The organism is Paracoccus sp. KR1-242 (assembly GCF_049446195.1).
Lineage (GTDB): Bacteria > Pseudomonadota > Alphaproteobacteria > Rhodobacterales > Rhodobacteraceae > Paracoccus > Paracoccus broussonetiae.
The window spans coordinates 22,472-38,015 of the sequence record NZ_JBMSED010000013.1 but is presented as its reverse complement, the minus strand read 5'-3'; the positions used below and the strand labels follow the sequence as shown (position 1 = coordinate 38,015).

Annotated in this window: 15 protein-coding genes; 11 read left to right on the top strand and 4 right to left on the bottom strand. The window is 64.4% G+C overall.

Going from position 1 to position 15,544, the window contains the following annotated elements; translation table 11 throughout:
* Positions 1–64 precede the first annotated feature (64 nt).
* The 5 genes from ACO2Q4_RS18845 to purF all read left to right on the top strand — a co-directional run bounded on the left by ACO2Q4_RS18845 (position 65) and on the right by purF (position 5,744).
* Positions 65–787 carry a pyrimidine 5'-nucleotidase gene (locus ACO2Q4_RS18845; protein ID WP_423321141.1) on the top strand — a complete coding sequence of 241 codons (723 nt, stop codon included), beginning with the start codon at positions 65–67 and terminating at the stop codon, positions 785–787.
* Positions 787–1,977, top strand: coding sequence for a UbiH/UbiF family hydroxylase (locus ACO2Q4_RS18840; RefSeq protein ID WP_423321307.1), 1,191 nt, complete (start codon positions 787–789; stop codon positions 1,975–1,977). The genes ACO2Q4_RS18845 and ACO2Q4_RS18840 overlap by 1 nt, the downstream gene beginning before the upstream one ends.
* 100 nt (positions 1,978–2,077) lie before the next feature.
* The gene (gene radA / locus ACO2Q4_RS18835) at positions 2,078–3,442 is read left to right on the top strand and encodes a DNA repair protein RadA (protein ID WP_311760946.1); all 1,365 of its coding nucleotides are present in this window, start codon (positions 2,078–2,080) and stop codon (positions 3,440–3,442) included.
* Positions 3,443–3,484: 42 nt separating this feature from the next.
* Positions 3,485–4,111, top strand: a complete 627-nt coding sequence (locus tag ACO2Q4_RS18830) for a CvpA family protein (protein ID WP_311760947.1) — start codon at positions 3,485–3,487, stop codon at positions 4,109–4,111.
* A 139-nt stretch (positions 4,112–4,250) separates the two neighbouring features.
* On the top strand, positions 4,251–5,744 hold the full coding sequence (gene purF / locus ACO2Q4_RS18825; protein WP_311760980.1) for an amidophosphoribosyltransferase: 1,494 nt from the start codon (positions 4,251–4,253) through the stop codon (positions 5,742–5,744).
* 42 nt (positions 5,745–5,786) lie between these two features.
* Here the strand turns inward: purF and ACO2Q4_RS18820 are convergent, their stop codons facing one another.
* The 3 genes from ACO2Q4_RS18820 to gmk are packed head-to-tail and all read right to left on the bottom strand — an operon-like array spanning position 5,787 to position 7,989.
* The gene (locus tag ACO2Q4_RS18820; RefSeq protein ID WP_423321138.1) at positions 5,787–6,839 is read right to left on the bottom strand and encodes an ATP-binding protein; all 1,053 of its coding nucleotides are present in this window, start codon (positions 6,837–6,839) and stop codon (positions 5,787–5,789) included.
* Positions 6,836–7,363 carry a gamma carbonic anhydrase family protein gene (locus tag ACO2Q4_RS18815; RefSeq protein ID WP_311760949.1) on the bottom strand — a complete coding sequence of 176 codons (528 nt, stop codon included), beginning with the start codon at positions 7,361–7,363 and terminating at the stop codon, positions 6,836–6,838. Before ACO2Q4_RS18815 ends, ACO2Q4_RS18820 begins: the two co-directional genes overlap by 4 nt.
* On the bottom strand, positions 7,360–7,989 hold the full coding sequence (gmk, locus tag ACO2Q4_RS18810; protein ID WP_311760950.1) for a guanylate kinase: 630 nt from the start codon (positions 7,987–7,989) through the stop codon (positions 7,360–7,362). Before gmk ends, ACO2Q4_RS18815 begins: the two co-directional genes overlap by 4 nt.
* 194 nt (positions 7,990–8,183) lie before the next feature.
* Between gmk and ACO2Q4_RS18805 the strand changes: the two genes are divergently transcribed.
* Positions 8,184–8,942: a PAS domain-containing protein gene (locus ACO2Q4_RS18805; RefSeq protein ID WP_395135257.1), complete on the top strand. Its 759-nt coding sequence runs from the start codon at positions 8,184–8,186 to the stop codon at positions 8,940–8,942.
* 64 nt (positions 8,943–9,006) lie between these two features.
* Here ACO2Q4_RS18805 and ACO2Q4_RS18800 read toward each other — a convergent pair whose 3' ends face one another.
* Positions 9,007–10,407, bottom strand: coding sequence for a class II 3-deoxy-7-phosphoheptulonate synthase (locus tag ACO2Q4_RS18800; protein ID WP_395135258.1), 1,401 nt, complete (start codon positions 10,405–10,407; stop codon positions 9,007–9,009).
* Between the two features lie 118 nt (positions 10,408–10,525).
* Between ACO2Q4_RS18800 and ACO2Q4_RS18795 the strand changes: the two genes are divergently transcribed.
* From ACO2Q4_RS18795 to ACO2Q4_RS18775, 5 genes are all read left to right on the top strand, one after another.
* Positions 10,526–11,530 carry a GlxA family transcriptional regulator gene (locus tag ACO2Q4_RS18795; RefSeq protein WP_395135260.1) on the top strand — a complete coding sequence of 335 codons (1,005 nt, stop codon included), beginning with the start codon at positions 10,526–10,528 and terminating at the stop codon, positions 11,528–11,530.
* 130 nt (positions 11,531–11,660) lie between these two features.
* The gene (locus ACO2Q4_RS18790; RefSeq protein WP_311760954.1) at positions 11,661–12,845 is read left to right on the top strand and encodes an ABC transporter substrate-binding protein; all 1,185 of its coding nucleotides are present in this window, start codon (positions 11,661–11,663) and stop codon (positions 12,843–12,845) included.
* Positions 12,846–12,950: 105 nt separating this feature from the next.
* Entirely contained in the window at positions 12,951–13,832 is an 882-nt protein-coding gene (locus ACO2Q4_RS18785) for an ABC transporter ATP-binding protein (RefSeq protein WP_311760955.1), read from the top strand.
* Positions 13,829–14,539, top strand: coding sequence for an ABC transporter ATP-binding protein (locus ACO2Q4_RS18780; protein WP_395135262.1), 711 nt, complete (start codon positions 13,829–13,831; stop codon positions 14,537–14,539). The genes ACO2Q4_RS18785 and ACO2Q4_RS18780 overlap by 4 nt, the downstream gene beginning before the upstream one ends.
* 1 nt (position 14,540) lies before the next feature.
* Complete coding sequence (locus ACO2Q4_RS18775; RefSeq protein WP_395135263.1) at positions 14,541–15,542, top strand: branched-chain amino acid ABC transporter permease; 1,002 nt, start codon at positions 14,541–14,543, stop codon at positions 15,540–15,542.
* Positions 15,543–15,544 lie beyond the last annotated feature (2 nt).

Here is a 15,544-nt window from a genome sequence, read left to right as displayed (position 1 = left end):
CGCCGCACGATCCGTTGTCCCAGACGGGATTGCAAGCGCCCTGCCACAGGCTTAGGCAGAGAACATGGATTTTCATCATGTGACGACCTGGGTGTTCGATCTCGACAACACCCTTTATGCGCCCGAGATGCGGCTCTTCGATCAGATCGAAAAGCGCATGACCGCTTATGTGATGCGCGAATTGCGCGTGTCAGAGGCGCGGGCCAGCCACCTGCGCGATCATTACTGGCGCCAGCACGGCACCACGCTGGCCGGGCTGATGGCGGAACATTCTATCGATCCGCTGCCCTATCTGCGTGAAGTCCATGACATCGACTTCTCACATCTCGTGCCCGACCCCGATCTGGCAAGGCTGATCTCGGACCTGCCCGGGCGCAAGATCATCCACACCAACGCCGATATCGAATATGCAGCCAGGGTGCTCGACCATCGCGGACTTGCGGTCTTTGACGAGATCCACGGCATCGACACGACGGGCTTCCTGCCGAAACCCGATCCGGGGTCTTACGCGGCGGTGATCGATGCCGCGGGCTTCGATCCCACTGCCGCCGCGATGTTCGAGGATGACCCGAGGAATCTTCTGGTTCCGCATGAACTGGGGATGCGCACGGTGCTGGTCGGAACCGGGCGCCACGGTCCGGACGAGCTTGCCGCGGATCACGATCACGGTGCGCATGTCCAGCATCGCACGATGGATCTTACCGCCTTCCTGCGCGAGCTTGCGGCCGGGCGATCGGTCGATGTTCCCGGAGAAGCCCTCCGCGGCAACGCGCGAAAATCGGGATGATGACAATGCAGGACTGCGACATTCTTGTCTCGGGTGGCGGTATCGCGGGCCTTGTCGCGGCCGCGGCCTTTGGCAGCGCCGGGCATCGCGTGACCTGCGTCGACCCCGCCCCGCCCGTGACCGAGGAATCGGCCGAAGGCTCGGACCTGCGCAGCACCGCCTTCCTGCAACCTTCGATCCCTGTGTTGAAGGCCGCAGGCCTGTGGGAACGGCTTTCGCCCCATGCCACCCCGCTGCAGGTCATGCGCATCATCGATGCGGGCGGAAAGCTTCCGCAGGCGCGGCTGACGCGGGATTTCGACGCCTCAGAGATCTCCGAGCAACCCTTCGGCTGGAACCTTCCGAACTGGCTGCTGAAACGGGAAATCTCGGCCCGTCTGGCCGAACTGGGAAATGTCCGGTTTCTGCCCGGCACCGCGACCACCGCCCTTCTTGCCCGCGATGCCGAGGCGCTGGTCACCCTCAGCGATGGCAGCCAGCACCGTGCGCGGCTGGTCATCGGCGCGGATGGCCGGAACTCGATGGTTCGTCGCGCGCTTGGCATCGGCACGCGCACGCTGCGCTATGGCCAGAAGGCACTGGCCTTCGCGGTGACGCATGATCGCCCGCATGACAATGTCTCGACCGAGATCCACCGCTCGGGCGGTCCCTTTACGCTGGTTCCCCTACCCGATCGCGACGGAAAGCCCTCATCGGCGGTCGTCTGGATGGAGCGTGGTCCCGAGGTCGCACGCCTGCGCGCCCTGCCCGTCCAGGAGTTCTCGCGCGAGTTGAACCTTCGCTCGGCTGGTATCCTGGGAGAATTGACCCAGGTCACGCGACTGACCGAATGGCCGATCATCAGCCAGATCGCCGACCGCTTCACCGGCCCCCGCGCCGCATTGATCGCCGAGGCCGCCCACGTCGTTCCCCCGATCGGGGCGCAAGGGCTGAACATGAGCCTTGCCGACCTCGCCAATCTCGTCGAGCTTTCGGCGGGCGATCCGGGCAGCCGCGCCTCGCTCGACAGCTACGAACGCCGCCGCCGCCCCGAAGCACTGGCCCGGCTGATGGGGATCGATGCCCTGAACCGCGCCAGCATGATTGCGGCCCCTCCGCTTCGCGATCTGCGGGCGGCGGCGCTTGGCTCGCTTTACGCGGCGGGTCCGGTCAGGCGGGTCCTGATGCGCGCCGGGCTTGGGATCCGCTAGGTTTGCCCGGTTTCACCTTTTCCCAAATACCCATGCGACGCCTCGAACTGCGGCAAGCCCTGCCGCAGTGCGGGACAGGGCCGACAGGCAGATAGACGACATGGCCAAACCCGTCACCGCCTTCACCTGCACCGCTTGCGGCGCCAGCCACCGGAAATGGTCGGGCCGCTGCGAATCCTGCGGAGAGTGGAACAGCATCATCGAGGAGACGCCCCTGTCGCAGGGTCCCGGCAGGGGTCTTGGCACGCTCAAGGGCAAGCCGATCCCGCTTTCCGGCCTTGCGACGCAGGAAGCGCCCCCGACACGCGCCTGCTCCGGCATTGCCGAACTTGACCGGGTGCTGGGCGGCGGGCTGGTTCCGGGCTCGGCCATCCTTGTCGGCGGCGATCCGGGCATCGGGAAATCTACCCTTCTTCTGCAGGCGGCGGCAGCGTTCGCCCGGTCAGACCAGCAGGCGATCTATATCTCGGGCGAGGAAGCCAGCGCCCAGGTCCGGCTGCGCGCACAGCGCCTGGGCCTTGGCGATGCGCCCGTGCGCCTTGGCGCGGAAACCGCGCTGCGCGACATCCTGACGACCCTGGACGCCGAACGGCCGGATGTCGCCATCATCGACTCGATCCAGACGCTCTGGTCCGACCGGATCGAGGCGGCCCCCGGCTCGGTCGCGCAGGTCCGCGCCAGTGCGCATGAACTCGTGACCTTCGCCAAGCGCCGCGGCACCTCGGTCATCCTTGTCGGCCATGTCACCAAGGAAGGCCAGATTGCCGGTCCGCGCGTTGTCGAACACATGGTCGATACGGTTCTGTATTTCGAGGGCGAGCGTGGGCACCAATTCCGCATCCTGCGCGCCCACAAGAACCGCTTCGGTCCGGCAGATGAAATCGGCGTTTTTGAAATGACCGGCGGCGGGCTGGCCGAGGTCGCAAACCCCTCGGCGCTGTTTTTGTCCGAGCGCGGCCAGCCCGCGGCAGGCTCGGCCGTTTTCGCCGGGATCGAGGGCACGCGTCCCGTCCTGACCGAGATCCAGGCGCTGATCGCCCCATCGACGCTGGCAAGCCCGCGCCGCACCGTGGTCGGACTGGATTCCGGACGGGTCTCGACCATCCTTGCGGTCCTGGAATCGCGTTGTGCCATACCCTTTGCCGGGCTCGACGTCTTCCTGAACGTCGCCGGCGGGCTGCGCGTCAACGAACCCGCAGCCGACCTTGCCATTGCGGCCGCCCTCCTCAGCGCGCGCGAGGACAAGCCGCTGCCCGCCGAGGCCGTCCTTTTCGGAGAAATCAGCCTGTCCGGCGCGCTGCGACCGGTCGCTCAGGCCGAAAACAGGTTGAAAGAGGCGCAGAAACTTGGTTTTTCACGGGCAATCCTGCCCGCGGCCACCAAGGTCGAGGGTGTGGGAGGAATGCGGGTGAACCGCGTTTCGGATCTGACGGGCTTCGTGGGCGAGACATTCGGTGCCGGATGAACTTGCCTCCAAACGCGGAAATGGCCGCGAAAGGGCGTGACAATGGACGGTTTCACCATCATCGACGGCATCGTTGCGGTCGTGATCATCCTCTCGGCGATCCTGGCCTATGCCCGGGGATTCGTGCGCGAATCGCTGGCGATCCTGGGTTGGATCGGTGCGGCCGTTCTGGCCTTCATCTTTGCCCCCACGGTGCGGCCGATGGTTGCGCAGGTGCCGGGACTGAACAAGTTTCTGGCTGACAGTTGCGAACTTTCGACCATCGCGGCCTTCGCCGCGGTCTTCGCACTGGCGCTGGTGCTGTTCTCGATCATCACCCCGCTTTTCTCGTCGGTCGTGCAGCGGTCGGCGCTTGGCGGAGTAGATCAGGGCATGGGCTTCCTGTTCGGTGTCGCGCGCGGCGTGTTGCTGGTGGCGGTGGCCTTCATCGTCTATGACCGCGTGATGTCGACGCAACCGGTCGCCGTCGTGGACAATTCGCGCTCTGCCCAGGTCTTCCAGCGCATGACCGACCGCATGGACGAACAGATCCCGCAGGACGCGCCTGGCTGGGTCGTGTCGCGCTATGAACAGCTGGTCGGTGGCTGCATGTCGGAATCGACCGTGACCCCCAGCACCGCGACCCCGGCCCCGGCAGCCCCCGCAACCGCGCCCGCACCGGCGAACTGACCCACGGGAACGTGACCCTTCCATGACATAAATTGCGCCCCGCGGACCGGCGGGGCGTGACTTCACCCGGCTGAGTCCCTATGTTGGCGGCACAAGCGCCACAGAACAGCCCTCCCCCTAGCCACATGAGTCGGTGATGATGCAGCCATTTCTTGCCCATCCCTTCGATCACGACCGTCTGCACGAAGAATGCGGCGTATTCGGTGTGATCGGCGTCGCGGATGCGGCGAATTTCGTCGCCCTTGGGCTGCATGCCCTTCAGCATCGCGGACAGGAAGCCGGCGGCATCGTGTCCCATGATGCCGAACAGGGCTTCAACAGCGCGCATCGCTTTGGCTATGTCCGCGACAACTTCACCAAGCAAAGCCTGATGGAGACGCTGCCGGGTTCACTGGCGATCGGCCATGTGCGCTATTCGACGGCCGGCACCAAGGCCGCGACCGCGATCCGCGACGTGCAGCCCTTCTTCGGCGAATTCGCCATGGGCGGTTGTGCCATCGCGCATAACGGCAACATCACCAACGCGATGGCGCTGCGCCGCGAACTGATCGAACGTGGATCGATCTTCCAGTCCAGTTCGGACAGCGAATGCATCATTCACCTGATGGCGCGGTCGATCCAGCGCAACATCCCCGAGCGGATGAAGGACGCCCTGCGTCGCGTCGAAGGCGCCTTCAGCGTCATCGCCATGACCCGCACCAAGCTGATCGGCGTGCGCGACCCGCTGGGCGTGCGCCCGCTGGTCTTGGGCAAGATCGGTGACGACGGCTTCGTCCTCGCTTCGGAAACCTGCGCACTCGACATCATCGGCGCCGAGTTCCTGCGCGAGATCGAGCCGGGCGAAATGGTCGTCATCTCTCAGGGAGAGGTCGAAAGCTCGCGTCCATTCGGACCGTCGACCGGGCGTTTCTGTATCTTCGAACATGTCTATTTCTCGCGCCCGGATTCGATCATCGGCGGGCGTTCGGTCTATGAGACCCGCCGCCAGATCGGCGTCGAACTGGCCCGCGAAGCCCCGGTCGAGGCTGATCTGGTCTGTGGCGTCCCCGACAGCGGCACCCCCGCCGCCATCGGCTTCGCACATGAAAGCGGCATTCCCTTCGGCATGGGGATCATCCGCAACCAGTATATGGGCCGGACCTTCATCGAGCCCACCGAACAGATCCGCAACATGGGCGTAAGGCTGAAGCTGAACGTCAACCGCGCCCTGGTCAAAGGCAAGCGCGTGGTTCTGGTCGACGACTCGGTGGTGCGCGGCACGACCTCGCGCAAGATCAAGGACATGATTCTGGACGCCGGCGCGGCCGAGGTTCACTTCCGCATCGCCTCTCCGCCGACCGCCTGGCCTTGCTTCTATGGCGTCGACACGCCGGACCGCGAAAAGCTTCTGGCCGCACAGATGTCGGTGGAAGAAATGCGCGAATGGATCGGCGTCGACAGCTTGGCATTTGTCACGCTGGACGGACTTTATCGCGCAGTGGGCGAGGCCAAGGGACGGAACAAGTCCTCCCCGCAATATTGCGATGCCTGCTTCTCGGGTGAATATCCGGTGGCACCCTTCGACCAGCTTGAGCGTGGCTTCCGCATGAAGCCCCATTCTCAGGACGCGATCACCGGCCACGCGGCCGAGTGAGCCCAGAATGGCCGGGCGCGCGGAACCCTTCGCGCGCCCCGGTCAGGTCATCCCGACGCCTTCGGGCAGGATGACAAAGAACCTGCTGCCCTGTCCGCGTTCGCTTTCGATCCGCAGCCGCCCACGGTGCCGGTTGACGATATGCTTGACGATCGCCAGCCCCAGACCGGTCCCCCCCTGCTCGCGCGAGCGGTGGCTGTCTACGCGATAGAAGCGTTCGGTCAGGCGTGGCAGGTGGCGGGCGTCGATCCCTTCGCCATGATCGGCCACCGTGATCATCCAGGCGGGACCGCGCAGCACCGGCTCATGGTCAAGATGCTCCAGCGTGACGGTCACAAGACCCCCGCTGCCGCCATACTTGACCGCGTTTTCAATCAGGTTGTGAAAGACCTGGACCAACTGATCCGCGTCGCCGGGCAATAGCGCCGGGCCCTCGACACCCAACAGCGCAATCCTGACGCCAGCGCCATCCGCCGAGGGCGCGAGGGTCACCACAACCGAGCTTAGCAGTGCCGCAAGATCGACCCTGTCGCCGGGGCGGCGGCGTTCATCCTGTTCGACGCGGCTAAGCGATAGCAGATCGCCGATCAGCCGGTTCATCCGGCCCGCCTCGCGCTCCATGATGTCAAGGAAACGATCGCGGGCATTCGGATCGTTTCGGGCCGGACCCCGCAGGGTTTCGATGAACCCCATCAACGCGGTCAGGGGCGTGCGAAGCTCGTGGCTGACATTGGCTACGAAATCCCGCCGCATCTGACCGGTTTCCTCGTCGCGGGAACGATCCTCGATCGCCAGTGAGGCGCCGCGGTCTCCGTCCAGCCGCAGGGGCGTCACGGTGACGGCGCACAGGACGCCGCCCTGGCGGGTTTTGATCGTTGCGTTCAGCAGGGCCTTTTCCCCACCGGCCAGAACCGAATCCAGCGCGGCGTTGACCTCGGGGTGGCGCAGCACGGTGACGAAGGGCCGCGCCGGGGGAACCGGCCCCAGCAGCGCCTCGGCCGCGTCGTTGCCAGCAACCACGCGCGCGCGAGCATCGACGACCAGCATCGGCACAGGGACCGTCGCCAGCAGGTCGGCCGTCTCGGCCGGGGTCATTCCGATGCCACCGCCCGCAGGCCGGCGCGGAACCGCGCAGCATTCCGGCGATAGGACTCGGCCGATTTCAGCAGGCGGGCGCGCCCCTCTTCATCCAGCTCGCGCACGACCTTGCCCGGCGCGCCCATGACCAGCGATCCGGGCGGGATGACCTTGCCCTCGGTGATCAGCGCGCCCGCGCCGATCAGCGAGCCAGCACCGATGCGCGCACCATTCAGGATGATCGCGCCCATGCCGATCAAACAGCCATCCTCGATCGTGCAGCCGTGCAGCATGGCGCGATGCCCGATCGTGCAATTCGCCCCAATGGTCAGAGGATAACCCATGTCGGTATGGCAGGCCGTCAGCTCCTGCACGTTCGAGTTTCGACCGACCCGGATTTCCTCATTGTCGCCGCGCAAGACAGCACCGAACCAGACGCTTGCGCCCGGCTCCATGACGATCCGCCCGATCAGCTGCGCATCCGGCGCGACCCAGGCGTCCGCGGCCAATTCAGGGGCGATCCCCTCCAGTTCCCAGATCATCGGCCTTCCTCCATCAGGCTGCGGACAAATCGGCCAAGTCCGGTCTGGCGTTCGCGGCGCAGGCGCTCGGCGGCCAGAATGGTCTTCAACTCGGCCTCGCTGCGTTCGATTTCCTCGTTCACGATGACATAGTCATATTCGGCCCAATGGCTGATTTCATCGCGACTTTTCTGCATCCTTGCCGCGATGACCTCGGGGGCGTCCTGCTGGCGCGCGATCAGCCTCCGCTCAAGCTCGGCCAGGCTGGGCGGCAGCACGAAAATCGAGATGACATGCGCCCCCAGTGCCGAGGCACGGATCTGCTGGCCACCCTGCCAGTCGACGTCGAAAAGCGTGTCGCGCCCTGCCCGCATCGCCTCTTCCACGGGCGCGCGCGGGGTGCCGTAAAGATTGCCGAAGACCTCGGCATGTTCCAGCATGTCGCCGGCGGCGACCATCGACTGGAACTCCGCGCGTTCGCGGAAATAGTAATGCTCCGCTTCGACCTCGCCGGGACGCGGCTTCCGTGTCGTGGCCGAGACCGAGAACCGCAATGTCGGGTCCCATTCCATCAGCCGCCGTGCGAGGGTCGATTTCCCCGCCCCCGAGGGCGAGGACAGGATGATCAGAAGTCCGCTGCGCTCCATGTCCTGCGTTCTCCTTGGCTTCATCCGCATGTCTGTTCGAGGCGCCTGAATGGCGCAGCCGGGGCCGCATGGTCAAGCCCTTGCCGCCGATCCGGCGGTTTTAACCAACGGACAAGAAACTTCTCGGAGATGCCCGATATCCGGGTTAGATTTCGGCCATATGACGAGTTTCTGTTCTGGTTAGGTTGGTTGATATGTCACAAGATCACGGCCCCGATGATGATCGGGACGATGCACTATCCCTTTCTCCCGAAGACAGGGGCAGGTTGCTGCATATCGCCGATTTCGAAACCAGCCAGCCCGGCCGGATCCTGCGCCAGATGCGTGATTACTGGGAAGGGCTGCGCAAGGACGGCACCATCCCGGCACGGGCGGATGTCGAGCCGCGTGGCATTCGTGGCGCCCTGAACCACGCCTTCATCCTGGAACGGATCGCCCCCGGCACCGCCCGCTTTCGACTGGCCGGCAGCCACCTGATCGAGACGATGGGAATGGAGGTCCGGGGGATGCCCATCTGTTCGCTTCTGCATACGGGCTCGCGCGGGCGCTTTTCGGACGTGCTGGAAAGCGTCTTCTGCGCGCCGCAGATCGCGGAACTCGGCCTGAACTCGCCCGCAAGCTATGGTCGCCCGGCGATGGCAGGGCAGCTTCTGCTGCTGCCGCTGCGTTCGGATCTGGGCGACGTCACCCGCGCGCTCGGCTGCTTCGTGGTCGAGGGAGAGATTGGTCAAGCTCCCCGCCGCTTCGACCTGACCTCGGAAAAACTGGTTCCGGTGCAGGCAGGGGCGAAGGTAATGGCCCCTTCCGCGTCACTGGTCCCTGTCGGGGAAATCTCGGGGCGCTGGCGGGCGACCACGCCCCGCACGGAGAGCCCCGCGCCCACCCCCTTGCCCGGCGCCACGCCAGAGCAGCGCCGCGCCGCATTCCGGATCGTCTCGGACAATCCCCGCTAGGGCCGACTTGAAATGAAAAGGGCGGCAACCTGCGCTGCCGCCCCAATTCAGAATCTTGACCGCCTCAGCTGGCCTTGGCGTGCCTTGTGCCGTCAACGCGACGATTGCGCAGTTCTTCGGCGACAAGGAAGGCCAGTTCCAGCGATTGGCTGGCATTCAGACGCGGATCGCAGGCCGTGTGGTAACGGCTGGACAGATCCTCGTCCGTGACGGCCCGAACACCGCCGGTGCATTCCGTGACATCCTTGCCGGTCATCTCGAAATGCACGCCACCGGGGATCGTGCCCTCGGCACGGTGGACCGCGAAGAACTCGCGCACTTCGCGCAGGACCGAGTCGAAGGGCCGCGTCTTGTAGCCCGAGGCCGACTTGATGGTATTTCCGTGCATCGGATCGCAGGACCAGACCACATTTGCGCCCTCGGACTCCACGACCTTGATCAGCCGCGGCAGGTGATCGCCGACCGAGCCTGCGCCGAAGCGCGCGATCAGGGTCAGGCGGCCGGGTTCGTTTTCCGGGTTCAACTTCCAGATCAGGTTTTTCAGGTCGCTGTCCGGGATCGACGGGCCGCATTTCAGCCCGATCGGGTTCTGGACGCCACGCGCGAATTCGACATGCGCGCCGTCAAGCTGACGGGTGCGGTCCCCGATCCAGATCATGTGGCCCGAGCCCGCGACCGGCAGGCCGGTGGTCGAGTCGATGCGGGCCAGAGCCTCTTCATACTCCAGCAGCAGCGCTTCATGGCTGGTATAGAAATCGACCGAACCCAGACCATGCGCCGTCTCGGCGGTAACGCCCGCTGCTGCCATGAAGGCCATGGCGTCGCTGATCCGGTCGGCGATATCGCGGTAGCGCGCGGCTTCCTCGCCCCCGGTGAAGTCGCTGATCCAGCTTTGCACGCGATGCATGTCGGCATAGCCACCGGTCGAGAAGGCGCGCAGCAGGTTCAGCGACGCCGCGGCCTGGGTATAGGCCGACAACATCCGCTGGGGATCGGGAATACGCGCCTCGGCGGTGAAATCGAAGCCGTTGATGATGTCGCCGCGATAGCTGGGCAGCTCGACCCCGGCGACAGTTTCGGTCCCGGTCGAACGGGGCTTCGCGAACTGGCCCGCCATGCGGCCCACCTTGACGACCGGAAGCTGGGCGCCCCAGGTCAGCACGATGGCCATCTGCAGCATGACCTTGAACGTGTCACGGATGTTGTCCGCCGAGAATTCCGAGAAGCTTTCGGCGCAATCGCCGCCCTGCAACAGGAAGGCACGACCCGCCGCGACCTCGGCCAGCGAGGATTTCAGCCGTCGCGCCTCACCGGCAAAGACCAGCGGGGGAAACTTGGAAAGCTGCTTCTCGACCGCGTCCAGCGCCGCCGCGTCAGGATAATCAGGCATCTGGATGCGCGGATAGGCGCGCCAGCCACGCTTGTCCCATGACTGGGTCGCGGAACTGGTTTTATGATGTGCCATTGGCCTGTCCTCCTGAGAAACGGTCAGACGGATATAGAGGTTTGCTGAACCGAGGAAAAGCCTTGCGCACAAGGCGCAGTGCTGATGTGCTTCGCGGAATTCTACCACGTGCGCGCCCATGCCAGAATCCGTTCCAGCCCCCTCTGCCAGCCCTGCCCCCGGCGCACCCCGCCCCCGGAGGTACTTTTTCCTTCTGCTCGAAAGATTTACGCTGGTTTCCTTCGCCGCCGCGATCGAACCGTTGCGGCTGGCAAACCGGATCTCCGGGAAGCCGCTTTATGAATGGCGTGTCGTGGGCGAAGGTGGCGTCTTTGCCGCATGTTCGAACGGCACCCGCGTCATGCTGGATGGCGGCCTGGGCGAGACCCAGCGCGACGACACGATTCTGGTCTGCGGCGGCATCGACGTGGCCCAATCCTCGACCCGGACGATCCAGGGCTGGCTGCGGCGCGAGGCGCGGCGTGGGGCGCGCATGGGCGCGCTTTGCACCGGTGCGTGGGTGCTGGCGCAGGCCGGGCTTTTGGACGGGCGGCGCGCGACCATCCATTGGGAAAATCAGGACGGCTTTGCCGAGGAATTTCCGGATGTCACTCTGATCCGGACCGTATTTGTCGAAGATGGCTCGCGCCTGACGGCCGCGGGGGGGACGGCGGCCATCGACATGATGCTGCGCCAGATTGCACGTGACCACGGCAACGAATTGGCGAACCGCGTCGCCGACCAGATGATCCACACCTCGATCCGATCTGAGGATGACCACCAGCGCCTGTCGATCCCGACCCGGATCGGCGCGCGAAATCCGCGACTGGCGCAGGTCATCGCCCGGATGGAGGCGAATATCGAGGATCCGATCAGCCCCGCCCGGCTGGCACTGGACGCCGACATGTCGCCCCGCCAGCTTGAACGGCTGTTCGCAAGATACCTGAGCCGCTCTCCCAAGCGCTACTACATGGAGTTGCGTCTGGAACGTGGCCGCAACCTGTTGATGCAGACCGACATGAGCGTGATGGAGATCGCGCTGGCCTGCGGTTTCACCTCGGCCTCGCATTTTTCGAAATGCTACCGCACAACCTTTGGCAGCACGCCCTATCGCCAGCGCGGGACTGGTGCTCCGCCCGTCTAAGCGCGGAATGCCAAAACCTGCTCTTTTAGACAATTCCGGAATGCGGTTTGCGAAATCGGCGCGCTTTTCTTTTCATCCATGGGGCGATAGCGTGCCGAACAGGACATTGTTCCACTCAGGGAGATTGAATATGAAAAAACTTCTTCTGGCCAGCGTCGCCGGTGCCATGTTTGCCGGGGCCGCAGGAGCCGAAGATATCAAGCTGGGTCTCTCGCTGGGCCTGACCGGCCCGCTGGAATCCATCGCCCCGCCCATGCAGAAGGGTGCCGAGCTTGCCATGAAGGAAGTGTCGGACAGCGGCAAACTGCTGGACGGTTCGAAGATCATCCCCGTGGTTGCCGACAACACCTGCGTCGACGCAGCCGCCTCGGTCGCGGCGGTCGAACGTCTGGTGACCGCGGAAGGCGTCAAGGGCATCATGGGAGGCATGTGCTCGGGCGAGACCATCGCCTCGCTAGAAAAAGTCGGCGTACCGAACGGCATCGTCATGATCTCGCCCTCGGCGACCTCGCCGGCGCTGTCGACCATCGACGACAAGGGCTTCTTCTTCCGCACCTCGCCCAGCGACGCGCGCCAGGGCGAAGTGATGACCGATATCGTGCTGGAGCGCGGCATCAAGTCGGTGGCCGTGACCTATACGAACAACGACTATGGCAAGGGCCTGGCCGACAGTTTTGCCAATGCCTACAAAGCCAAGGGCGGCACCGTGACCATCCTGGCCGCGCATGACGACGGCAAGGCCGACTATTCCGCCGAAGTCGCCGCGCTCGCCGCCGCTGGTGGTGATGCGCTGGTCGTCGCAGGCTATGCCGACCAGGGCGGCTCGGGCATCATCCAGGGTTCGCTGGATACCGGCGCCTTCTCGACCTTCGTGCTGCCCGACGGCATGGTCAACAACGTCCTGGCCGAGAAATTCGGCGACCAGCTTGAAACCTCGTTTGGCCAGAACCCCTCGGCCGAAGGCGAAGGTCATGAGAAATTCGCCGAGCTTGCCAAGGCGGCTGGTTTCGACGGCACCTCGGCCTATGCGGGCGAGTCCTATGACTCGGCGGCGCTGATCATGCTGGCAATGCAGGCGGCCAAGTCCTCGGATCCCAAGGTCTACAAGGACAAGGTGATGGACGTTGCCAACGCGCCCGGCGAAAAGATCTATCCGGGTGAACTGGGCAAGGCGCTGGAGCTGATTGCCGCAGGGCAAGATGTCGATTATGTCGGCGCGACCTCGGTCGAGCTGGTCGAGCCGGGCGAAAGCGCCGGCGTCTATCGCGAAGTCGATTTCAAGGGCGGCAAGCTGAACGTCGTGGGCTTCCGCTGAGCGATCGGCAAGATGCTTCGGGGGCCCGGTTTATCCGGGCCCTTTCGATAACAACAAGAACCCCTTGTGGGGAATTCTTCGCAAAAATGCGAAGTGGGGAGTACTATGATTCAGGTCCATGACCTGCACCGACATTTCGGCGGCTTCCGGGCCGTCGATGGCGCGAGCCTGACGATCGAGACCGGCTCCATCACCGGGCTGATCGGCCCGAACGGTGCGGGAAAATCAACGCTTTTCAACGTCATCGCGGGAGTTCTTCCACCCACGTCCGGCCGGGTGGTCATGGACGGGGAAGACATTACCGGGCTGGCCCCGCATCAGTTGTTCCACAAGGGGCTGTTGCGCACCTTCCAGCTTGCGCACGAATTTTCGTCTATGACGGTCCGCGAGAACCTGATGATGGTTCCGGGCGCGCAGACAGGCGAAACCCTGGTCAATGCCTGGCTGCACCGTGGCCGCATCCGCGAGGAAGAGCGCGCCTTGCGCAAGAAAGCGGACGAGGTCCTTGAATTCCTGACCATTTCCCATGTCGCTGACGAAAAGGCGGGGAACCTGTCCGGCGGTCAGAAGAAGCTGCTGGAACTGGGTCGCACAATGATGGTCGATGCCAAGATCGTCTTTCTGGACGAAGTCGGCGCCGGCGTGAACCGCACTCTGCTGGGCACCATCGGCGACGCAATTACCCGCCTCAACAAAGAACGCGGCTATACGTTCTGCGTGATCGAGCATGACATGGATTTCATCGGTCGCCTGTGCGACCCCGTGATCGTCATGGCGCAAGGCAAGGTGCTGGCGCAAGGCAACGCCTCCAGCATCATGCAGAACGAAGCCGTGATCGAGGCGTATCTGGGCACCGGCCTGAAGAACAAGGTCGCAGCCGAGATTGCCGAGGAAACCGGTTTCGGCGAAAGCCACGGCGCACAGCCCGGATTGGGGGCCGAGGCCGGTCAGGGCGGCGACGGCAAGCCCGCGGGGGATATCCGATGAGCCAGCCCTATCTTTCCGCCAGTGCCATGCGCGGCGGCTATGGCAAGGCCGACATTCTGAACGGCTGTACGCTGGCCGTGGATCAGGGCCAGATTGCCGTCATCGTCGGCCCGAATGGCGCCGGAAAATCCACCGCCATGAAGGCCGTCTTCGGGATGCTGGACCTGCGCGAGGGTGAAGTGACGCTGGGTGGCGAGGATATCTCGCGCCTGACCCCGCAGGAACGCGTCCGCAAGGGCATGGGCTTCGTCCCGCAGACCCATAACATTTTCCCGACGATGACCGTCGAGGAAAACCTTGAGATGGGGGCGTTCATCCGGGGCGACGATTATCGCGAGACGATGGAGCAGGTCTATCACCTGTTTCCCGCCGTGGCCGACAAGCGCAAGCAGAACGCGGGCGAGCTTTCGGGCGGCCAGCGCCAGCAGGTCGCCGTCGGGCGCGCGTTGATGACGAAGCCCCGCCTGCTGATGCTGGACGAACCGACCGCAGGTGTCAGCCCCATCGTCATGGACGAGCTTTTCGACCGCATCATCGAGGTGGCGCGCACCGGCATCTCGATCCTGATGGTCGAACAGAACGCGCGTCAGGCACTGGAGATCGCCGATATCGGCTACGTGCTGGTGCAAGGCGGCAATCGCTATACCGACTCTGGTCGTGCCCTGCTGGCCGATCCCGAGGTCCGACGCACGTTCCTTGGGGGCTGACATGGACATTCTGAACGCCCTTGTGGCCATCCTGAACTTCGTGGTGATCCCCGCCGCAGCCTATGGCGCGCAACTTGCGCTTGGCGCACTGGGGGTGACGCTGATCTATGGCATCCTGCGCTTTTCGAACTTTGCGCATGGCGACACCATGGCCTTTGGCACCGCGCTGGTGATTCTGGTGACCTGGGGCCTGCAGGCGCTTGGCATCAGCCTTGGCCCGTTGCCCACCGCCCTGCTGGCGCTGCCGATCGGGATCGCGCTCTGTTCGGCCCTGGTGCTGGGCACGGATCGCGTCGTCTATCGCTTCTACCGCGCCAAGAAATCCGAGCCGATCATCATGGTCATGGCCTCGGTCGGGGTCATGTTCATCATGAACGGCCTGACCCGCGTTGTCATCGGCGTGAACGAGATCCGCTTCGACGACGGCGCGCGGTTCCTGATCAGCGTGCAGGATTTCAAAAAATGGACCGGCCTGACCGAGGGCCTGTCCCTGCGCGCAAGCCAGGCGTTGACGCTGGTGGTCACGGCGCTGGCCTGCTGGGCGCTGTTCAGGTTCCTGAACCGCTCGCGCGCGGGCAAGGCCATGCGAGCCTATGCCGATAACGAGGATCTGGCGCTGCTCTCGGGGATCGATCCCGAACGCGTGGTGCGTCTGACCTGGATCATCGCGACTGCGTTGGCCGTGACCGCAGGCACGCTTTACGGCCTCGACAAGACCTTCAAGGCCTTCAACTATTTCCAGATCCTGCTGCCGATCTTTGCCGCAGCCATCGTGGGCGGCCTTGGCAGCCCGCTGGGCGCGGTCGCCGGGGGCTTCATCGTCGCCTTTTCAGAAGTCGCGGTGACCTATCCCTGGAAGAAGATCGCGACCTATCTGGGCTTCCAACCCGAGGGACTGCTGCAATTGCTGTCGACCGAATACAAGTTCTCGGTCAGCTTCGTTATCCTGATCATCGTGTTGCTGTTCCGGCCAACCGGCCTGTTCCGCGGCAAGGCCTATTGAGG